The following is a 20,640-nucleotide window of genomic DNA, read 5'->3' as shown; positions in this document are numbered from 1 at the left end:
GCCGCCTCAGACCGCGAGCGGCTCCAAGTCCCGGTGCACGCGCCGCAGTTCACGCACCGAACGGACCAGGACATGGTCCTCGCCGAGCAGCCGGGACAGTTCCAGGACCGCCTCCGAGCGCAGCCGGTACGCCTCCTCGCGGCGCCCGAGGGCGTCCAGCGTCAGGGCCAGGTTCGCCGAGCACGCGAGGCGTTCGGGGTGGTGGCGGCCCAGCGCCTTGGCCAGGCCCGCGACCGCCGCCCGCTCCAGGTCCAGGGCGTCGTGCAGCTCGCCCCGGGCCGCCTTCACATTGCCGAGGTTGACCGCGGCGAACAGGCTGTGCGGATGCCCGGGGCCCAGGGCCTCGCCCATGGCCGGGATCACGCCGGCCAGCACCGCCTCGGCGGCCTCGAACTCCCCGCAGCCCCACTGGTAGACGCCGAGGTTGTTCAGCGCGGCCAGGGTGTAGGGATGGCCGGGGCCGGGGTTCTTGCCGTACTCCGCGACGGCGTCCTGGGCGGTGTCGCGGGCCGCCGTGTGCTCGCCCGCCGCGAACAGGTCGGCGGCCACGTTGAGTTCGCAGGCCAGCGAGTCCGGGTTGACCGAGGTGTACTTGGCCCGGTAGCGGGCGCGGGCCGACAGGGTCAGGCGCCGGGCGTCCTCGAAGCGGCCGCTCCTGCGCAGCGCCACCGACAGGCTCTTGGCGGCGACGAGCGTGCCCGGGAAGGAGACCCCGAGCCGGTCCTTGAAGATCGCGTACGTGCGGGAGAGCAGGGCCACCGAGTCCTCGTAGCGGCCGATCTCGCGCAGGTCGCGGGCCAGGCACATCGCCGAGGACAGGGTGTAGGGGTGTTCCGGTCCGAGCACCTCGGTGCGCCGGTCGTACACGTCCTGGTCGAGCTCCCTGGCCCCGGCGTACCAGCCCGTCATGCGGCGGGCGAGCGCCAGGTTGTTGGCCGCGGCGAGCGTCCTGGGGTGGGACTCGTCGAAGATCGTCCGGAACCCCTCGTAGGCCTCGGTCGCCAGCTCGACGGCCTGCGCGTACCGGCCGAGCTCCCCCAGGTCCATCGCCAGCGCGCTGGTGGTCATGTAGGTGTGCGGATGCGTGGCGCCGAGCGTCTCGCGCTGGCGGGCGAGGGTCTCCTCGTCCAGTTCGAGCGCCTCCAGGTAACGCCCTTGCGAGCGGTGGACGTTGGAGATGTGGAAGCGCAGGTACAGGTACTGGATGTCGTCGCAGCCCAGCTGCTCGCGCCACAGCACGCGCAGCTCCTCGCCGAGCGCCGCGGCCGCGCCGAACTCACCGCGCTTCCACAGGTAGCGCATCCGGTCGATGAGCAGCCGGCGCGGCTCGGGCTCGGTGCACAGCGGCGCCTCGGAGGGGCCGAGGTGCGGCCAGATGCCGGCGAACCGCGGCCAGGTGTCCGGGTCGTCGATCGGCTCCTCGGCGTCGGGGCGGGCGCCGGCCAGGATCCGGTGGACGGTGTGCTGCGCCTCGTGGCGCTCCTGTTCGGTCAGCTGCGAGCGGACCACGGCCTGGACGAGGCGGTGCACCTGGATGGTGCCCTCGACCGGGTCCACCTTGGCGAGCGCGAACCGGCCGATCTCGCGGATGATCCGGCCGAGCACCAGCTTCTCCTGGAGGGAGGGGTCGTACGCCTTGAGCGCGTCGATCATCTCCTTGCCGTAGAGCAGGCCCGCCCAGATCGGCTCGGGTGCGAAGAAGGCGCACAGCTGGAGCAGGCGCACCGCCGCCGGTGACCGCCGCTTGAGGAGTTCGATGGAGACGTTCCAGGTGGCGGCGACCGGTTCGGGGTAGCCGACGGGCTGGTTGAGCGAGAGCACCCGGGCGGTCTGGCCCGCCAGTTGGTCCAGGTAGTCGGCGACCGGGGTCGCGGTCTCGGCGATCCAGGCGGCGGCCTGTTCGACGGCCAGCGGCAGGTCGCCGAGCGCGCCCGCGACCTGGTCGGCCTCGTCGGCGGACAGGCCGGGCGCCCGGCGCCTGAGGTGCTCGACGGACTCGTCGCGCCGGAACACGTCGACGGCCAGCGCGCCCCCGTACTGCGACCAGGCCTGGTTGCGCGAGGTCACCAGGGTGTGGCCGGGGCCGCCGGACGGGATGAACCGTCTCAGCTGCTCGGGGTCGTCGGCGTTGTCGAAGACGAGCAGCCAGCGGTCGGTGGGCACGCCGCGCCGCAGCAGGTCGATGGCCTCGCGGCAGGCGAGCCCGATGTCGTCGCCGCCCTGGCCGCCGAGCAGGCCGCCGAGTTCGGCGAGGCCCGCGGCCACGTCGCTGGTGCGGGCGCAGTTGATCCACCAGACCAGGTCGTAGTCCGCCATGAAGCGGTGCGCGTATTCGAGCGCGACCTGGGTCTTGCCGACGCCCCCGAGCCCGTAGAGGGTCTGGGGCTGCGGCAGGACGACGGCGAGCCCGCTGCCGAGCTGGTCGCGCATCCGCTCAAGGGCCTGCGAGCGTCCGGTGAACTCGGGGTTGCGCGGCGGCGCGTTCCAGATCCGCGGCACGGTGCCGGGGAAGCGCGGGCCCTCGCTCTGGCCGCCGCCCTGGCCCGGCCGGTCGAGGGCGCGCAGCAGGGCGTCCGCGGCGTGCGCCTCGTCGAGCCGGAACAGGTCCACCGGGTTGCGGTCCAGGTAGGCGCCCGGCAGGCGGACGTCGTCGACCCGGACCGAGAGCATGGTGCGGCGCAGCCCGCTCGGGTCGGCGGCGGCGGCGCGCTGCCAGATGTCCATCGCCCGGGCCGACTTGAGGTAGGCGGCCGACAGCAGCACCACGGTGCGGCTGCTGTCGGCGGCGGGCTCGGGGCGGGCGGGCGCCGGGTCCAGGACGTCGCGCGGCAGCACCCGGAAGCCGGCCCGGCCGAGCACCGCCTCGATCCAGTCGGCCCACATGCGGTTCTCGGCGGCGTACGAGAGGTGCACGTCGACGGGCAGGGTGGGGCGGCGGCGGGTGAATGCCTCCTTGATGCGCAGCCTGGCCTCGTCGCCGACGCCCGGCATCGAGGTGACCTCGCCCGCGGTGATCACCGAGGTGAGCCGTTCGAAGGCGGAGAGCAGCGAGTTGGAGAGCCCGGCCTCGTCGCCGAAGGCGGCGAGCGACTCCTCGTAGGCGTAGTACGGGCGGTAGGGGATCTCCACCGAGCCCCAGTACTGGGCGAGCCGGTCGCCCGCGAGCCCGGCGGGGAAGCCGTCGAACTTGAGCCGGGCCAGGGCCCGTCCGGCGTCCGCCTTCTCCTTCTCGCCCTCGTCGATCCGCATCGGCACCGGCAGTACCCGGATGTTGCGGGTGCCGTAGCGCTCGGTGATCTGGCGGGCGACGGAGGCCGCGCCGTCGATGGACTGGTCGCTGAGGGTGAAGCAGTCGACCAGGACGTCGGGGAGGTGGACGGTGCAGATGTCGGCGACGTCGCTCAGGCCCGTGCGGCTGTCGATCAGGACGTAGTCGTAGTGCGCCTTCATGTCGGCCTTGAGGGCGTCGAAGAAGAGGCCGCCGCCGAGCCGGTCGTAGAAGTTGTCCCAGTCGAAGCCGGAGACCGTCGCGGAGTAGTCGCGGTTCTGCAGGCCCGCCGACACGAAGTCGAGGGTGCCGCCGTCGGGGAAGCGCCAGCCGAGGTTCTCCGGCATGAGGGAGACGGCGTGCGGCTGGAGGCGGGCATAGCCCACGTGCCAGTCCGCGTCGCGCTCCTCGGGGCTGGTGGCGGCCCAGGCGAAGTCGGTGATCAGGTCGATGACGCCGGTGGTGGCGCCGAGGGTCGCGGGGTCGAGGAAGGGGTGGAAGAAGCGGTGCAGTCCGGGAGCCTCCAGGTCCCAGTCCACCGCGAGGACCCGCTTGCCGTTCGCGGCGAGGATGAGGGCGGTGTTGGCCAGGGCCATGGTCCGCCCGGTGCCGCCCTTGTACGAGTAGAACGTGACGACACGTCCGTCACGGCTGGCTGTCATCCGTGTCCTCCCCATCGGGTGCCCCGTCGGGCGCGGGGCGCGGTGGTGCGGTGCGGTGGTACGGGCCGGGTGTCGGGCCCATCGGGCCGGTCAGACGCGGCCGGCCGCCGGTCGCGCGGCCCGTTGGGGGATGGGCCGGAGCGTGTCTCAGATATTGCTGGGCTGCCGCCTCGACCACCTGCGGCAGCAGTTCCTCGAAGGCGTCGAGGGATTCCACGCCCTGGGCCGCGGCCCGGCAGGCGGGCCGTCCGTGGCTCGTTCTGAACGGCAGCGTAGCCTCCGCGCGGGCGGTGAGCTCCCGGGTCGCGGCACTGCTCTGCGGATCGTCGCGGTTCCACGGCACGACCACGCTGATCCAGGGCCGGTCGGCGGCGTCCAGGGCCGCGAGGCGGGCGCGGCGGTCCTCGTCCTGGAGCGCCCAGCGGTCGACGAGCAGGATCTCGGGGCGCGGCACGGAATCCGCCGGGCCGCCCGGGGGGTGCTCCTCGTCGAAGGAGGCGAGGGTGGGCCGGTAGTTGAGCGAACCGGCGATGTCCTCGGCGACCAGGGCCAGCGGGCGCCGGGTGTCCGGGTGGTAGGGGTTCCAGTCGAGCGGGCTCGCGCCGTAGTAGGCGCCGTCGCGGCCCTCGGGCAGCGCGTCGCGGGTGGGGGCGGCGACGGTGACCCGCAGCGGCCGGGGGCCGGGGGCGGCGCCGAACGCGCTGGGCAGGGTGCGGTGGTCGGGCGGGCGTCCGGGGCCCAGGCGGGTGGCGCGGGCGGCGCCGACGATGTGCCGGGCGAGGTGGTGGACGGCCCGGCGGTACTCGTCGGCGAGCAGCCGGAGTTTGATGAGGCCGTAGAGTCCGTCCGTGGCGTACCGCTCCCCCGGCCCGTCCGCGCCGAGCGCCAACTGCGCCGCCGCGTGCGGCAGTTGGCGTTCCGGTACGGGGACCCACAGGGCGGGCACGATGGCCTCGGCGGGCCGGCCGGTGGCCGCGCGGTGGTGGATGGCGCGCTGGGCGAAGGCGTACCACTGCTTGCCGCACAGCTCGCTCGCGAAGTAGCGGGGCGAGAACAGCGGCACGAACACCTGGCAGGAGGCGAGGCTGTCGCGCAGCTCGTCGGACCAGCCGGCGCCGGGGCGCGGCCCGCGGTCCATGAAGCCGCAGCGCGCGCCCGCGGGCAGCGCGGTCAGCGCGGCCACGTCGTGGCACAGGTCGTCGAAGAGCCGGGCCACCCACATGTCCGGGTCGGGTCCGCCGCCCGCGCCGCGGACTGCGGGGGCGTGGCTGAGGAAGAAGTACGGCCCGTCGTTCACACGCGCTCACCGCCTTTCGCGGGCGACCGGTCAGGGCCGGTTGCGGACCATCCAGTCGACCGCGTGCCCGACGGCCGCGCGGATCGGGAACAGCAGGGCCGCACCGCGGCCGAGGGGGCCGGCGCGCAGGTGCTCCGGCGGGAAGTCGGCGCCGAGGCGGGCGAAGTCGCCGTCGTCGAGCACGGCGTCCTCGTACGTGAACCAGCGTGCCGCGCCCCCCTCGTCCCTGACCACCGCCCGGTAGCGCCGCCTGGGGTGGCCGGGCACCAGGTACTCGGCGTGGTGGAAGGCGGAGCAGACCGCGAAGCCGACGTTGACGAGCAGGACCTGTGCGTCGGCCGCGACGAGTTTGGCCACCGGGGACTCGGGTCCGAAGTGGCAGTCGCGGGCGTGGCCCGCCATGAACTCGGCGGCCCGCGCGCCGAGCGCCGCGAAGGAGGTCTGGGGGTGGTCGCTGCGGACGGCGCCGGGCGCGGTCCTGACGCGTTCGGCGAGGCGGCCGGTGCCCGGCGAGGGGGTGTGCGCCGGGTCGAAGGGCGGCATGGCGGCCAGGAACGCCGCCGGGTCGGGGGCCTCGCGCAGCAGGGCCAGATGGGCCGGTGAGGTGTCGGAGTTCTCCGGGGTGAACGCGGGGACCACCAGGGTCCCCGCGGGCCCGAGCGCGGTGCGCAGGGCGTCGAGGAGCACGGCGCTGCGCGGCCCGCTGCCGCGCAGCGAGGCATGCACGAGCAGGGCCCCGCCCTCGCGCACCCCGAGGGCGCGCAACTGGGCGGCCACCTCCGCCCGGCCCGGCTCTCCCCCGGCGGGTGTCTCCTCGGCCGCTCCCTCCTCGGCGGGCGTCGCCCCGGCCGGTTCGCCCGGCGGCTCGGCGGTGTGCTCGGGCACGCGGTGCGGCTCGGCGATGTGCCCCGGCACGATGTGCGGCTCAGCGATGTGCTCCGGCACGCGGTACCTCTTCCCACTCCTGGCGCAGGCTCTGGACCAGACGCCGTCCCGTGACGGTGAGTTCGGGCGCCCGCTCCAGGGCGTCCAGGGCCCGGCCGAGCCCCGGCAGCGCCCCCGGATCCCGGTCGAAGGAGGCGAGCGCGATGCCCTCGCAGGTCTCGGAGAGCAGCCGGGAGACCGGCAACGGCCCCCAGGGCGAAGGATGTTGCCAGGCGCCGTCCATGGCGTACAGGTCCTCGACGTCGAGGAGGGCGCGCAGTCGGGCCGCGCGCCCGCCGCGCACCAGGGCCGCCTCCAGCGCGTCGCCGACCAGGCCCAGCGGCAGGCCGAGCGCGCCGAACCCGTGCCGCCCGACCACCGCGGGGCCGTCGCCCGCCAGCGGGGTCACGGTGGTGAGGGCGCCGGGCACGAGGGCGGGGCCGAGGCGGGCCAGCGCCGCCGCCACCCGGCTCCCCCACCGGGCCGCCTCGTGGGCACCGAGCGCGGGCGCGAGCGGAACGCCGAAGCAGTCGCGGTACGGGTCGAGGTCGTCCAGGGCGAGGCCGCCCGCCCGGCCGAGGGGGCGCCAGGTGGGCCCGGGCAGGGCGGGGTGGGCGACGCGGTGCTCGGCGCCGGCGGCCCGCACGGTGAACGCCCCCTCGGCGACGGCTACTTCGGCCACGCCCGCGGCGCGGGGGCCCGGCAGTCGCAGCTCGCCCAGGGCCGGCAGCTGGAGCCTGCCGTCCGACCAGGGGACGGGCAGGGTCAGCTCGGCCCCGTCGCGCACGGCGGCGGTGACGGTGTACGCGGCGAGGCGCGCGGCCCGCGCCACCGCGTCCGGCCGGCCCGCCTCCAGCGCCTCCAGGGTGTCGAGCAGCCAGGTGCGGGCGTACGGGCCGGACAGGGCCGTGTCGAGCCCGGCGCCGTCCAGAGCGGTGGTGAGCTCCCAGATCCGCGCCCAGCGCGGGCCGGCCCGGCCGCCGAGCGCGGTGTGCAGCCGGACGAGCAGCAGGCGGTTCAAGTCCCTTGCGGAGCTGCTGAGTTGGGCGAGGTCGGGAAGGTCGGGGGCCGGGGTGCGGGCTTCGATGCCGTGGATCAGGGCCAGCAGGTCGGGGCAGTAGACCGACGGGTTGGCGAAGCCGTGGCCCGCCCGGTAGCGGTGGGTGTAGTGGCCGCCTCCGCAGGAGCGGACGACGGGGCAGCCGCGGCACTGGTCGCCCACGCCGTCGAGGCCGCTCTGGCGGGCCCGTACGCCGGGGTGGGCGGCGACCGCGTCGAAGTCGTCCCGGAACACGGAGAATCCGGTGCCGGCCGCGCCCTCGTAGGCCGACTTCAGGGAGTCGACCTGTTCCAGGGAACCGTCGGTCTCCACCACCACGATGTCGGCGGGCGCCAGGCCGAGGGACTCGGTGAGGCTCGGTCCGCCGCCGAGGGTGGAGAGCACCGACTCGAAGAGCCGCACGGGGACGGTACGGCCCTGCGCGTCCCAGCGGTCGAAGACGGCGAGCAGCCAGTCGGCGTAGGGCGTGGCCGCGCCGCCGGGCCGCGGGGGCGGGGTCTGCCAGGTGGCGTGCGGCAGCAGGTAGTCGATGCGCGGCGGGTCGAGGGCGGTGAGGGCGTCGTGCACGGCGACCGGGTCGTTGGCGAGGTCGACGGTGCACAGCAGACCGAGGAACAGCGGCCGGTAGCGCGGCTGTTGGAGCAGGGCGACGGCGGCCAGGACCTGGGGGTGGCTGCTGCGGCCGTCCGCGAAGCGCCGGTGGCGGTCGTTGGCGGCGCGGTCGCCGTCGAGCGAGATGCCGACCCGCACACCGAACTCCTCGAACAGGTCGAGGTAGCGCGGTCCGAGGAGCACCCCGTTGGTGTGGACGCGCAGATCGAGATCGGTGACCGGGGCGAGCGCGGCGGTCAGCTCTTCGCAGACCCGGCGCAGCCGGGCGGGGCCGGCCAGCAGGGGCTCGCCGCCGTGCAGGATCACCGTCACCGAGGGGAGCCGGTGTTTTCCGGCGTGCTCGGCAAGCCGCCGCGCGGTACGGGAAATGACCTGGTCCGAGATCGCCCGGGGCTGGTCGCGCCAGGTCTGGTCTGCGGCTTCGTACACATAGCAGTGATCACAGGCGAGATCGCATCTGCTGTGCACTTTCAGGACGATCTCGCGGAATGGGACCAGGGGTCCTGTCATTCCTCCAGTTTAGCGAGAACGGGAATGGGGGCGCCCGGAACGGGAGTTCTGCCACGCCTGCCCGAAGGGCCCCGCGCGGCCCACCCCTCACCCGTGCCCCGCCGGGCGCACCCGGCGAGGCGGTGGCCCAACTCGCCTGTCAGAGCGCGGAGTTGAAGGAGGAGACCGTCAACGTCCGACGGCCGCCGGAGGTGGTGGCCACCCTGGCGATCCTCCTTTCGACGGCCGGGTCGTCGGCCTTGGCGGCCCGTTCGGCCAGTTCGGCCAAGGGCACCCGGGCCTGGTTCGCTGCGGTGAATGAGACTGCGTTTACGGAGGTTTTCACGTTCGTCCCTGGGGTGAGTGATAACCGCACGTGGACAGTGGCACCGGCACATGCACCATTGCAGTGTCGGCAGGACGACTTTACTCTCATCCCCATCGAGGGACGGAGTGCGCAAAAGCAGCGCACGACGTGCGTCCCGGAGAAAGAATGAGGGTAAAACCGCAGACGGGGGTGCATGTGACGGCGATTCCCGGCCCACCGCAGAGCATGGTCTTCCGGAACGCGGATCTGCCGGGCCTCTTCCATCACGCGGACACACTGGCGATCGGCCGGCAGCAGTCCGCGGTCAAGCTGACCCGCACCCAGCTCTCGCTCCTGGTCGTCGGCGCCCTCGCGGCGACGCTGCCGCGGGTGCGCGTCGGCGCCGACTTCCAGCTGCTGAGCGCGCTGAGCGCACTCGCCTACGCCGGCGTGCTGCTGGCCGGCGTCGGTGCGGCGCGGCGCCATGCCGCCTCGCACTGGCAACTCAACCGATCCGCGGCCGAGTTCATCAAATCGATGTGCTGGCGCTACGCCGTGCACGGTGCCCCCTTCGACCAGGGCGCCCCCGACCCGGAGGGCCTGTTCGTCGCCCGGGTCGAGGAGGGCCTGCGCGAGCTGAAGAAGGTCGGCTGGCGCGATCCCCGCGAGGAGGGCGAACTCGCCTCCGGGGGCCTCGTCACGCCGAGCATGCGGGAGTTACGGGCCAAGTCGTTCACCGTACGCAAGGAGACGTACGTGCGCGACCGGCTCATCGAGCAGCGCAACTGGTACCGCCGGCGCCAGGAGACCTCGCGGCGCGCCACGAGGCTGTGGTCGACGGCGATCACGGTGCTCACCCTCCTCGCCCTCCTTTTCGCCACGCTCCAAACCTTCTCGGCCGCCGGGGACGTAAACATGGCGGGTCTGCTCTCGGCCTCGGCCGCGGCCTGTCTGGCGTGGAGCGAGATCCGCCGCCACCAGCCGCTGATAACGGCCCACGCGCTGGTGGAGCAGGACCTGATGGAGATGCACGTGGCCATGGAGAACACGGTGACGGAACGGCAGTGGCCGCAGGCCGTCTACGAGACCGAGCGCGTCGTCTCGCCGCAGCACACCGACTGGCTGGCGCGGCTGCGGAGTTGACGCGAAACAGTCATGCCCGCCGGCTGCCCTCGCGCCACACCACGGTGACCGGGCGGCCAAGGCCGCGGGCGTACTGCACGATGTCGCCGGTGCCGCCGAGGCCGCGGGCCGGCAGGCCGTCCCACACGGCGACGAGCCGGTCGCAGTTGTCGGCGATGTAGGCGCCGGCCGCGTAGTAGGCCTCGTCCGTGGAGTGCGGATAGCCGAGCGCGACCTCCTGGCTGGCCCGGCGTTTGAGGCCCCGGTAGCGGGCCAGTTCGGCGGCGTCGGCGAAGCCCGCCTCGTAGTCGCCGCTCGGGATGACCACGGTGAGGGCGGCGCCGCACTCCAGGGCGATGGCGGCGAAGAGCTGGTCGGCCCCGGTGGCCAGGCTGGAGAGGGCCTCCAGGGAGCCCTCGTGGCCGCGGAGCAGCGCCCGCAGGCGGTCGCGGATCTCCTCCAGGGCGTCGGGCGGGATGTTCCGGTGGCCGGTCACTCCGATGCGCTTCAATGCGTCTCACCCCGTGTGTCCGGCGCCGGTCACCGCATGACCCGTATGCGTCCTGCCCCTGCACATCCTCTCAAAACCGCGCAACACGTCCAGCCCGAAGCCCCCGCCCGGTCGTTCCCGGACGGGGGCTCGCCAGCGTGCTGGGCGGTACGTGACGGAAGCGGCGGGACGTCAGAAGTGACGAACCGTCAGAACAGGCTCACGCCATAGGCGTTCATGGCCTCGACGACCGGCTGGAAGAACGTCGTGCCGCCGGAGGAGCAGTTGCCGCTGCCGCCCGAGGTGAGGCCGAGGGCGGTCGACCCGGCGTAGAGCGGGCCGCCGGAGTCGCCCGGCTCAGCGCACACGGTGGTCTTGATCAGGCCGGAGACGATGTCACCGTTCCCGTAGTTGACCGTCTGGTTGAGCGCGGTGACCTTGCCGCTGTGGATGCCGGTGGTCGAGCCCCGCCGGGTGACCGTCTGGCCGACGGTCGGGTTGGCGGCGCTGGAGATGTGCTGGCTGCCGACCGCGCTCGGGTGCGCGAGCGAGGTGTTGGTGTACTGCACGAGGCCGTAGTCGTTGCCCGGGAAGCTGGTGCCGACCGTCGGGCCGATGCTCGTCGAGTGGGAGGAGTTGGTGTAGTAGTTCGGGTAGCCCTCCGTGCAGTGACCGGCCGTCAGGAAGTAGTACGTGGAGCCCTTCTTGACGTTGAAGCCGAGGGAGCAGCGCCAGCTGGTGGTGTAGATGGCGTCGCCGCCGGAGAGCAGCTTGGTGAACTTGCCGGGGGTGCGCTCGACGCGTATCGCGCCCGCGTTGGCTCCGGCCTCGCGTCTGATATGGGCGAGGTCCGCGGCCGAGACGGTCGAGTCCGCGGTGACGACGACCCGGCCGGTGGCGCTGTCCACGCTCCAGGCGGTTCCGGCGACGTCCGCGGTGCGTACGGCGTCACTTGCGGCGCTCAGTGCCGAAGCGCCGTAGGTGACCGCCGGGGTGGCGCTGGCCGTGGGGACCGCGATGGCCGCCGCGGCGACCAGACCGATGGCGACGGCGGCCGGCCGGAAGCGTCTGGCGAAGCCGGCGGGGGGTGTGGGGGTGGTGCGCTTGATCCTCACTTCTTTTCCTCCCGAGGGGAATCGAGGGGTCCTTGGGTGGGGGACCCCGTGAGGCGCAGCCGAGGAGGAGGACGGGCAGCACGAGGAGACGCCCGGCCGTGCTCCTGACAAGCGCTGCGGAGGAGTATTCGGGGGCGCCCGCGAGGCGCGCAAGGGTGCGTTCTGGCCGGAACTCGTGGGGCTGTGTACGCAGGAGTCAGCTGGTGCGGATGGTGCGCTCCCCCACCGGGACGTCGATGGGGAGGGTGTTGCCCGCGGGCGGGAAGGGGCAGATGAAGTGCTCCGCGAAGGCGCAGGGCGGCAGCTCCGCCCGGTTGAGGTCCACGGTCACCGAGCCGTCGGGGGCCGGCGCGGCGGGCCGCAGGAAGCGGAACCGGAAAGTGGACTTCCCGCTGGTGCCGTCGGCGAACACGGCCCACAGCGAACCGTCGGCCTCCACCGAGACCTGGAGGGTGTGGTCCCGGCCGCCCAGTGTGAAGGCGACCTCCCCGGCGAGTGCGAGCCCGCGCTCCACACCGTCCGCGTTGGCCACCCGCACCTCGCGGCGCTCGTACGGCCGGAAGGTGCCGGGCAGCCGGAAACGTTCGTCGTACGGGGCGGCGTCGATGCCCGCGAACGCGGTGCGGGCCGGGGCGCCGGGGTCCCACACCCGTACCGCCCACAGTCCTTCGCGCCGCAGCACCACGAGGCGGCGGGCGCCGAGGGAGAGCCGGGAGCCGCCCGGCGCCGGGTCCGGGCCGAGCCGCACCTCGCCACTGAACGGCGCGCCGTCCAGAGCGAGTCGGTGCCCGGGACCGGCGGCCACGACCACCTCGTCGCCCTCCTCGCGCCAGGATCCGAACTCCTCGGGCACCCCGTCGGCGAGCCAGTGGGTGGCGGTCAGGGCGAGCGGTCCGAAGGGCGCCGAGACGGCCTCGGCGCGGTGTTCGCGCCACCGCTTCCAGGCGAGTTCGTGGTCGGCCGGGGGGTCGTTCGGGGCGTAGGCGCTCATGCGCCCATCCTCTCCCCGCGCGGCCGGGCCCTCGCGACCGGGCCACGGGCGACCGTGCCCGGCCGGGGCGCCGGTGGCTGAGCCTCCGTCAGGACCGGGTGGTCCAGGCCGTCGTGGCGCATCGCTCTTCAGTGCGCCAGGCGCCCTGTCGAGCCGGCCGTTCACCCGTACGACCTCTGTGTCACTCGTGTGGAGGGACATTCATAATTTTGTTACGCCGGGGTACCTGTACCGGGCGTATCCCAGAGGATTCCTGACGAATCGCCACATGGTCTGTGCCAGTACCGTCACGAATCACCTGCGCGGCGACTATCCACTTGGCGCGGTATCCGCATCATGGACGACCATAGGGATACGGGACAGAAGAAGAACCGAGAAGCAGACCGCAGTGAGTGAGAGGAGGCGTCCATGGGATCGGTGCGCAAGGCCAGTGCCTGGCTGGGGCTTGTCGAGGACAACGACGACCGCTACTACGACGACGAGTACACCGAAGGCGGTGCCGCCGAGCCCGGCGAGGCCTGGGTGACCGACCCGCGGGTGCGGGTGGCCTCCGAGACGGCCGAGGAGCAGGGCCGCCGGATCGCCACCGTCACCCCCGACGGCTTCCGGGACGCACGGGGCATCGGCGAACTGTTCCGCGAGGGCGTGCCGGTGATCGTGAACCTCACCGCCATGGACGCCGGCGACGCCAAGCGCGTGGTCGACTTCGCGGCCGGTCTCACCTTCGGGCTGCGCGGCTCCATCGAGCGCGTGGCGACGCGGGTCTTCCTGCTCACCCCCGCCGACACCCAGATCGTCAGCGGCGAAGCCGCCGGCCGCCGGACCGGCGGCTTCTTCAACCAGAGCTGACGTGCCGTCCGGTGGAGCCGCTCGCCGGACCGGCCGTCACCGGGGCCTGTCCGGCGGCTCTGGTCCGGGACGCGGCACCACGGGGCCGAGCCGCCTCGGCGGCGACCGGATCCGCCGGACCGGCCCCGGGGCGTGCCTTGCGGATCCTGCCCGGGTCGCGGGGCCGGCACGCCCTAGCGGAACGCGTCCAGTCCGGTGAGGGCCTTGCCCAGCACGAGCTGGTGCATCTCCACCGTGCCCTCGTAGGTGAGCACGGATTCGAGGTTGGTGGCGTGGCGCATCACGGGGTACTCGAGCGAGATCCCGTTGGCGCCGAGGATCGTGCGGGCGGTGCGGCAGATGTCGATCGCCTCGCGCACGTTGTTGAGCTTGCCGAAGCTGACCTGCTCCGGACGCAGCCGCCCCGCGTCCATGCGGCGGCCCAGGTGGTGGGCGAGCAGGATCCCCTTGTGCAGTTCGAGGGCCATGTCGGCGAGCTTGGCCTGGGTGAGCTGGAAGCCGCCGATGGGCCTGCCGAACTGCTCGCGGGTTTTCGCGTAGTCGAGCGCCGCCTCGAAGGAGGCCCTGGCCGCGCCCATGGCGCCCCACACGATGCCGTAGCGCGCGTGCGAGAGGCAGCTGAGCGGGCCCTTGAGACCGGTGACCCCGGGGAGCACCGCGTCGGCGGGCAGCCGCACCTCGTCCATGACCAGTTCACTGGTGACGCTGGCGCGCAGTGACCACTTGTGCTTGATCTCGGGGGCCGAGAAGCCGGGGCTGTCGGTGGGCACGGCGAAGCCGCGGATGCCCTCGTCGGTCTGGGCCCAGACCACGGCGACACCGGCCACCGAACCGTTGGTGATCCACATCTTGCGGCCGCTGAGGACCCAGTCGCCGCCGTCCTTCTTGGCGTAGGTGCGCATGCCGGCCGGGTCGGAGCCGTGGTCGGGTTCGGTGAGGCCGAAGCAGCCGATGATCTCGCCCGCCGCCATCCCGGGCAGCCAGCGCTTCTTCTGCTCCTCCGAGCCGAAGCGCCAGATCGCGTACATGGCGAGCGAGCCCTGGACCGAGACCAGGGAGCGGATGCCCGAGTCGGCCGCCTCCAGCTCCAGGCAGGCCAGGCCGTACTGGACGGCGGTGGCGCCCGCGCAGCCGTAGCCGGTCAGGGACATGCCGAGCGCGCCGATCGAGCCGAGTTCGCGGGCCAGTTCACGGATGCCGGGCAGCTCGCCGTTCTCGTACCACTCGGCGATGTGCGGCAGGACCCGGTCGGCGGCCCAGGTGCGGACGGTGTCGCGGATCGCGAGGTCCTCGGGGCTCAGCAGGTCGTCGATGCCGAGCGGGTCGGCCGCATCGAAGGGGGGCAGCTTGGAGGAAGGAGCGGACATGAGGGTGCCTCCGCGGCTCTCGCTCAACTAGGGCTGTGACACTGAAACTAGCAGTGGTAGTTAAGGTCTGAGCGCCGACGTTACGGGTCAGCGACCCGTGCGTCCAGAGTCCACGGCCGCCACATCGCCGGGCCGCGCGGGCGAGGGCACCTTGGCGCTGTACTCCTTGACCGCGCACTCCTTGGCCCGGCGGGTCTCCGGCTCGCGGTCCGGCTCCCGTTCCGGCGCCGCGACCGAGCAGTCCATGATCCGCGGCAGCCGCAGTCCTGCCACCGCGCCGAGCAGCAGCAGCGCGGCGCTCACGAACAGGGTCATGTGCACGCCGTGCACGAAGGAGGTGCGGGCCGCGCTGCGCAGGGCCGCGCCGGCCGGGCCGCCGAGCCGGGAGGCGACGTCGTAGGCCTCGCCGAGCGAGTTGGACGCGGCGGCCGAGGCGCCGGCGGGAACCCCGTCGACCGAGGAGAGACCGGGCGCGTAGGCGGCGTTCATGACGCTGCCGAGCAGCGCGATGCCCATGCCCGCGCCGAGTTGGTAGGAGGTCTCGCCGATCGCGGCGGCGCCGCCGGCCCGCTCCGGCGGTGCCTCGCTGAGCATCGATTCGTAGGCGGCGAACAGGGTGGTTTGGAGCCCGAAGCCGAGCATCACGAACGAGACGATCATCAGCGACGGCCAGTCGGTCTGGCCCATCAGGACCAGCAGGAGCACGGCGCCCGCGGTCAGCACGAAGCCGGTACAGACCATCCGGCGCGGGCCGAGCCGGCGCAGCGTGTACGACCCGGTCGCCCCGGCCGCCATCGCGGCGAAGGTGAGCGGGAGCATCCGCAGCCCGGTCTGGAGCGGGGAGAGCCCGAGGACGAGCTGGAGGTACTGGACCGCTATCAGTTCGAGGCCGACGAGCGCCAGCATGGCGACGATGATGCAGCCGACGGAGGTGGCGAAGGCCGGCCGGGAGAACATCGTGATGTCGATGAGGGGGTGCGCGCGGCGGCGCTGCCTGCGGACGAAGAGGACCAGCAGGGCGGCGCCGACGCAGAGCGCGGCGAGGGTGCGGCCGTCGAGGAGGCCGGCTCCGGTGCCGAGCCGCTTCACCCCGTAGACCAGCGCGAGTATCCCGCCGGCCGCCATCAGCGCGCCGAGCACGTCCCAGGGGCCGTCGGAACTGCCCTTGGACTCGGGCAGGATCCAGCGGCCGAGCGGCAGGATCAGCGCCATCAGCGGGATGTTGATGAGGAAGACCGAGCCCCACCAGAAGTGCTGGACGAGGAAACCGCCCAGCACCGGCCCGGTGGCGGCGCCGATCGCGGCGACCGCGGTCCAGATGCCGATGGCGGTGGCCCGCTCGCGGCGGTCGGGGAAGACCACGCGCAGGATGGAGAGCGTGGCGGGCATGATCATCGCGCCGCCGATGCCGAGCAGCGCGCGGGCCGCGATGAGCACCGGCGCCGAGTCGGCGAGGGCGGCGACCGCCGAGGCGGCGCCGAAGATGCCGTAGCCCAGCAGCAGCACCTTGCGCCGGCCCACCCGGTCGCCGAGGGTGCCGAAGAGGATGAGGAGGGCGGCGCAGACCAGCGGGTAGGCGTCCACGATCCACAGGAGTTCCACCGAGCCCGGCCGCAGGTCCTCGGTGACCGAGGGGATCGCGACGTGCAGCACGGTGGCGTCGAGCGCCACGAACAGCAGGCTCACGCACAGGACGACGAGGACGACCCAGCGGTTGGCGCCGCCGGCGTGGGCGCGCGGTCGCGCCCCGGTCATGGTCGTCCCTGTCATGTACGTACCTCCCAGTACTGCGGACCCAGGGGTCCGGGACGGTGCGGCCGCAACGGACCGTGCCGTCACCACTGTCGCGGTCGGCAGGCCCGGCGGACCAGGGATCAGCCCTGATCCATGTCCCCGGGGCCCGGCATCGACGGGCGAGTGATTCGTCAGCGTACGCGAGTTCGCCCCGGGGGCGCGTGGCCCACCTCTCACCCCGCGCGGGGCCGGGGTGTGGTGTGCGCCACGCCGGTGCGCGCCCTGGGGCGACCTTTACGCTCCGTACCGGCCCGGTGACCGCGCGACGAATGGCGCGGACCGGCCCGGCAAACAGAATTCGGACGGTTACAAACGCGCCTTCCCGTGACCTTCCGAATGAATAGAGGAAGAGGTCCCGGGGTATTCGACGGGGCCCGGGAATAAAGGCGGGCGTGAGACATACTCCACATCACATGGTCATCACAAAGCCCCGGGATCGGCCTGGGCCCTCACTCACTCGCTGTAACGTCGATTGAGTGCGTACTGACCGAATCTTCGCCCGCCTGGACCGGGAGCCCGAGCCACCGAAGATAGAGATCCCGCGGATGAGCCGCCACCGCGTGGTCCTCTTCAGCGCGACGATGGCGTTCTACCTCGCCATCGTCGTCGCCGTGCTGGGCTCCTCCTGGCTCGTCGAACTGGACTGGAAGGTCATGCTGTACCGGCCGTACGAGCAGTGGCCGCAGCTGCACGCCTTCCTGGACTACTTCGTGGTCCTCGGCCAGCGCGGTCCGACCGCGGTGATGGTCATGGCCTGGCTCGGCTGGCGCTCCTGGCGCCAGCACACACTGCGGCCGCTCCTGACCCTCGGGGCGGCCCTTCTGCTGCTCAACATGACGGTCGGTTCGGTCAAGCTGGGCCTCGGACGCCTCGGCCCCCACTACGCCACGCAGATAGGGTCCGCCGAGCTGTTCGCCGGCGGTGACATATTTCCCTCGGGGCACACCGCCAACGCGGTGGTGACCTGGGGCATCCTCGCCTACCTCGCCACCACGCCGCGCGCCAGGCGCTGGCTCTCGGTCATCTCGGCCATGGTCGCCCTCGGCGTCGGGGCGACCACCGTGTACCTCGGCACCCACTGGGTGAGCGATGTGCTGCTCGGCTGGGCGGCCGGGCTGCTGATCCTGCTGGCGCTGCCCTGGTTCGAGCCGCTGATCGCGCGGGCCGAGGCCTTCGTCTTCGCCGTCCGCGAGAAGGTGCGCGAGCGCCGGCGGACCCGCGGCGCGGGCGTCCCGGCCCCGGTGCCGGCCCCCGTCGCGCCCGCGATGGTCCCCCAGCGGGGCCACGACGAGGACGACGCCCCGGTGCGCGAGCCGGTCGGCGCGGCGAGCGGACGCGGCGCCGGACGACCACTGCCGGCCCGGCCCCACCAGCCGGCCCGCCCGGAGCGGCCCGCCGCCGTCCCGGCCGGCACCCGCCGCTCCGCCCACACCGAGCGCCCGCCCCGGCCGGCCCCGGCCCGCCCCCTGGGCGGCTGACGGCGCGGCCACCGCCCGCACGCACCGCGAAGGCCCCCGGCACTGTGCCGGGGGCCTTCGTCGTCGTGGCCGTGGATGGCCGTCGGGCGGGCGGGGGCGGGGCTCAGCCGTGCCAGCAGCGGCGTACGGTGCCGTCCTCGACCTCGAAGTTCAGCCGCCCCGCCAGGTACTCCATGGTGATGACCGAGCCCGGCGGGAGCGACCTGACGGTGGACCAGCCGCGCGCGGAGGCGAGCCGCTCGGCCTCCTCGGCGCCGAGGCCGACATAGGACTCGGGGGCGTCGTCGGGATGGGCGGAGTGGGACGGTATGGGTGCCATGCGTCCACCGTAGGCGGGGCGGCGCGCGGACGGAAACGGGGGCTCCCGCAGGCCCGCGCGCCCCGGCCGAACCCGCCCGTTGTCCGCCCCGGGTACCCCACCAGTCACACTTCTGTCACAGGATCGGGACTCGCGTATGCCTCGAACTCCGTCACTCGTACGGGCAGTTCCTGACCGCTTGCCCAGTTATCGCACACGCGGGTTCCAGCCACCCGCACACAATTCCCGGAGAGGCTTCCTTTTCCCGCCGAACACCCGGGCAATTCCCACGTCGCGGCCCGCGGGACGGAATTGACAGGGCGTTGGCAATTCACCGCACCCTTACACAATCCCTACGTACGGGCGCGTCCGGGGCATGCGGTGGCGGCCCGCTCAGTCCCGTACCGCGTCGACCCGCACGCTCAGATCGTTCGCGCCCGTGTAGTACGGGCGGACCACCCCGGGCCCGGTCCGCCTGCCGGGGTAGACGAATATGGCCTGCTTCAGCGGGACGTCGTCCAGAAGGCGGGCCAGGCGCACGGCGGGCGCGCCGGAGCCGGCGAGCAGCCACAGGTCCCAGAGCCATTCCTTGGCGTCGAGGCCCTCGGCGAGGGGCTCGTAGGGCAGCGTGAACGTGAAGTGCTCGCCGTCGGCCGCGGCCGGGACCCGGTGGGTGCGTCCGCCGGCGCCGCGCAGCCGTGCCTCGACGACGGCGTCCGGTCCGAACGCCGTTCCGTACAGGCGGCCCCGGACGGTCACCGCGCCGCCGTCGAAGCCGATGGTGCCGGTCTCGGCGTGCGGCCTGCGCAGCCAGCTGCGGACGACGAGCTCACCGGAGCGGCCGGCGTGGGGGATGCGGACCGCGACCCGGTCGGCGTCCGGCCCCGGCTCCCGGTCCACCAGGGCGCGCAGATCCCGGGCGCCCGGCTCCAGGCGCCGCTCGTCGCCCTCGGCGAAGCGCACCCGGGCCTCCCACACGCCTTCGGCGAGGTCGACGGTGCTGGGCAGCACCGCGCGCAGCAGGCCCTTCGCGGCGGGCGTCAGGGGCAGCAGCACATCGGCGCCGGCCGCGGTGCCGCGCCGGGACAGCACGAGCGAGGCGCCCGGGCCACCGGCCGCGGTGACGTCGAAGGTCAGGCCGCCCGCGGAGTCGGCTATGCAGTCGGCGCGCGGCACGGCCGGCGTGCTCCCGGTGTCCGGTGACTCGGCGGTGGTGGTCATGCGGTCTGCCCCTTCCGGAGCGCGGAGGCGGCCTTGTGGCGCAGGGCGTACGCCCCGTCGAGGGCGGTGGTGCGGGCGCGGTGCACCGTCTGGCGCAGCGGCCCCGCGGAGCGGCTGCCGCCGCCGCGGGCGTGCAGGTCGGCGAAGAGCGCCTCGTGCTGCCCGGCGATGGCGGCGGGGTCGAAGCGCCGGGAGTTCTCCAGGGCCGCCCGGGCCATGCGGTGGCGCAGCGCGTCGTCCTGGATCAGTTCGAGCAGGCCCGCCGCGACCGCGTCCGCGCTGCCGGTCTCGACCAGCCGGCCGTCCACCGTGTCGTGGATGATCTCGCGCGGTCCCTGCGGGCAGTCGGTGGAGACCACGGGCAGACCGCAGCGCATCGCCTCGACGATGGTCATGCCGAAGGACTCGTGGCTCGAGGTGACGGCCGCGAGGGAACCCTTGACCCACTCGCTGTCGAGATCGCCGGACAGGCCCATGAGGAACACATGGTTGTAGAGGCCGAGATCGTCGATGAGGTTGCGCAGCGACTCGCGTTCGTTTCCGAAGGCGTCGCCCGAGCCGTGGATGCGCAGCCGCCAGTCCGGGCGTACGGCGACGACCTGGGCGAAGGCCCGCACCAGCAGGTCGTACCGCTTGACCGGGGTGAGCCGTCCGGCCGCCACCACCAGCCTGCTGTCTCCGGAGGCGGGCGCGAGGCGGGGCGCGGGCACGGAGTTGGGCACGGCGTCGACGCGGACACCGGGCAGGTTCAGGGCGCGGTAGGCCTCCGCGTCGGCGCGGGTGACGGTGGTGACGGCGTCGAGCAGCGGATAGCTGTGGGCTATCTCGCTGCGCAGCCGGTAGCTGTGCCCGGTGAGGGTGAGGTGTTCCTGGCCGACGCGCACGACGCCGGGGCGGGCCCCGCGCGCGATGTGCACGTTCAGGCCGGGCCGGGTGCCGATGACGACGTCGGCGCCGGTCTGCGCCAGGTGGGCGCCGATCCGGGCGTCCGTGAGGCGGCTGTACTGGCTGTGGCGGCCGTCACCGCGCGGGAAGACCTTGGCCGGCCTGCGGTGCTCGGGGTCCTCGCCGTCGTAGCCCGGGCTGTCCTTGCGCAGGTCCACGAGGTGCCGCAGACGGACGCCCCGGGGGGCGGGCAGGGTGGGCTCGTCGTGGTGGCGGAAGACGGAGACGATCTCGACGTCGTGCCGCCGGGCCAGCTCACCGGCGAGGTTGAAGGTCGATCGTATGGTGCCGCCCAGGCTGTACGCGTTGTGCAGCAGGAAGGAGAGGTGCATGCGCCACGCGTCCCTTGGT

General features: G+C 73.4%; 16 protein-coding genes. 3 read left to right on the top strand and 13 right to left on the bottom strand.

Annotated features, from left to right (window positions below):
• Positions 1-6 precede the first annotated feature (6 nt).
• The 5 genes from fxsT to ACGF3I_RS16275 form a co-directional block, all read right to left on the bottom strand.
• On the bottom strand, positions 7-3,930 hold the full coding sequence (gene fxsT / locus ACGF3I_RS16295; RefSeq protein WP_393132398.1) for an FxSxx-COOH system tetratricopeptide repeat protein: 3,924 nt from the start codon (positions 3,928-3,930) through the stop codon (positions 7-9).
• On the bottom strand, positions 3,914-5,227 hold the full coding sequence (locus ACGF3I_RS16290; RefSeq protein WP_393132396.1) for a TIR-like protein FxsC: 1,314 nt from the start codon (positions 5,225-5,227) through the stop codon (positions 3,914-3,916). Before ACGF3I_RS16290 ends, fxsT begins: the two co-directional genes overlap by 17 nt.
• A gap of 30 nt (positions 5,228-5,257) precedes the next feature.
• Positions 5,258-6,172: an aminoglycoside N(3)-acetyltransferase gene (locus ACGF3I_RS16285; RefSeq protein WP_393132395.1), complete on the bottom strand. Its 915-nt coding sequence runs from the start codon at positions 6,170-6,172 to the stop codon at positions 5,258-5,260.
• On the bottom strand, positions 6,153-8,333 hold the full coding sequence (fxsBH, locus tag ACGF3I_RS16280) for a radical SAM/SPASM protein FxsBH, inactivated beta-hydroxylase extension form (RefSeq protein WP_393132393.1): 2,181 nt from the start codon (positions 8,331-8,333) through the stop codon (positions 6,153-6,155). Before fxsBH ends, ACGF3I_RS16285 begins: the two co-directional genes overlap by 20 nt.
• Positions 8,334-8,472: 139 nt before the next feature.
• The gene (locus tag ACGF3I_RS16275) at positions 8,473-8,607 is read right to left on the bottom strand and encodes a hypothetical protein (RefSeq protein ID WP_393132391.1); all 135 of its coding nucleotides are present in this window, start codon (positions 8,605-8,607) and stop codon (positions 8,473-8,475) included.
• A 258-nt stretch (positions 8,608-8,865) separates the two neighbouring features.
• Between ACGF3I_RS16275 and ACGF3I_RS16270 the strand changes: the two genes are divergently transcribed.
• Positions 8,866-9,762, top strand: a complete 897-nt coding sequence (locus tag ACGF3I_RS16270; protein WP_393132768.1) for a DUF4231 domain-containing protein — start codon at positions 8,866-8,868, stop codon at positions 9,760-9,762.
• Between the two features lie 10 nt (positions 9,763-9,772).
• Here ACGF3I_RS16270 and ACGF3I_RS16265 read toward each other — a convergent pair whose 3' ends face one another.
• The 3 genes from ACGF3I_RS16265 to ACGF3I_RS16255 form a co-directional block, all read right to left on the bottom strand.
• Positions 9,773-10,252, bottom strand: coding sequence for a hypothetical protein (locus ACGF3I_RS16265; protein WP_393132389.1), 480 nt, complete (start codon positions 10,250-10,252; stop codon positions 9,773-9,775).
• Positions 10,253-10,440: 188 nt separating this feature from the next.
• Positions 10,441-11,346: a S1 family peptidase gene (locus ACGF3I_RS16260; protein ID WP_393132387.1), complete on the bottom strand. Its 906-nt coding sequence runs from the start codon at positions 11,344-11,346 to the stop codon at positions 10,441-10,443.
• Between the two features lie 196 nt (positions 11,347-11,542).
• Positions 11,543-12,337 (bottom strand): DUF1684 domain-containing protein, encoded by a 795-nt coding sequence (locus tag ACGF3I_RS16255; protein ID WP_393132385.1) that lies wholly within the window; start codon positions 12,335-12,337, stop codon positions 11,543-11,545.
• Positions 12,338-12,745: 408 nt separating this feature from the next.
• On the opposite strand from ACGF3I_RS16255, the gene ACGF3I_RS16250 reads away from it, so the two are divergent.
• Entirely contained in the window at positions 12,746-13,186 is a 441-nt protein-coding gene (locus ACGF3I_RS16250; protein WP_393132383.1) for a cell division protein SepF, read from the top strand.
• 173 nt (positions 13,187-13,359) lie between these two features.
• Here the strand turns inward: ACGF3I_RS16250 and ACGF3I_RS16245 are convergent, their stop codons facing one another.
• Both ACGF3I_RS16245 and ACGF3I_RS16240 read right to left on the bottom strand, forming a co-directional pair.
• A complete protein-coding gene (locus ACGF3I_RS16245) occupies positions 13,360-14,553 on the bottom strand; it encodes an acyl-CoA dehydrogenase family protein (protein ID WP_393132381.1) in 1,194 nt (397 codons plus the stop codon).
• Between the two features lie 87 nt (positions 14,554-14,640).
• Positions 14,641-16,323, bottom strand: a complete 1,683-nt coding sequence (locus ACGF3I_RS16240; RefSeq protein ID WP_393132379.1) for an MFS transporter — start codon at positions 16,321-16,323, stop codon at positions 14,641-14,643.
• A gap of 500 nt (positions 16,324-16,823) precedes the next feature.
• Between ACGF3I_RS16240 and ACGF3I_RS16235 the strand changes: the two genes are divergently transcribed.
• A complete protein-coding gene (locus ACGF3I_RS16235) occupies positions 16,824-17,825 on the top strand; it encodes a phosphatase PAP2 family protein (RefSeq protein ID WP_393132377.1) in 1,002 nt (333 codons plus the stop codon).
• Positions 17,826-17,928: 103 nt separating this feature from the next.
• Here ACGF3I_RS16235 and ACGF3I_RS16230 read toward each other — a convergent pair whose 3' ends face one another.
• From ACGF3I_RS16230 to ACGF3I_RS16220, 3 genes are all read right to left on the bottom strand, one after another.
• Positions 17,929-18,144, bottom strand: a complete 216-nt coding sequence (locus ACGF3I_RS16230) for an I78 family peptidase inhibitor (RefSeq protein WP_393132375.1) — start codon at positions 18,142-18,144, stop codon at positions 17,929-17,931.
• Positions 18,145-18,516: 372 nt separating this feature from the next.
• Positions 18,517-19,344, bottom strand: coding sequence for a hypothetical protein (locus tag ACGF3I_RS16225; protein WP_393132373.1), 828 nt, complete (start codon positions 19,342-19,344; stop codon positions 18,517-18,519).
• Complete coding sequence (locus ACGF3I_RS16220) at positions 19,341-20,621, bottom strand: glycosyltransferase family 4 protein (protein WP_393132766.1); 1,281 nt, start codon at positions 20,619-20,621, stop codon at positions 19,341-19,343. The genes ACGF3I_RS16225 and ACGF3I_RS16220 overlap by 4 nt, the downstream gene beginning before the upstream one ends.
• Between the last annotated feature and the right edge of the window lie 19 nt (positions 20,622-20,640).

The sequence above is a fragment of the Streptomyces sp. NPDC048111 genome (assembly GCF_043202815.1).
Taxonomy (GTDB): domain Bacteria; phylum Actinomycetota; class Actinomycetes; order Streptomycetales; family Streptomycetaceae; genus Streptomyces.
This window is presented reverse-complemented; position numbering and strand designations above follow the sequence as displayed.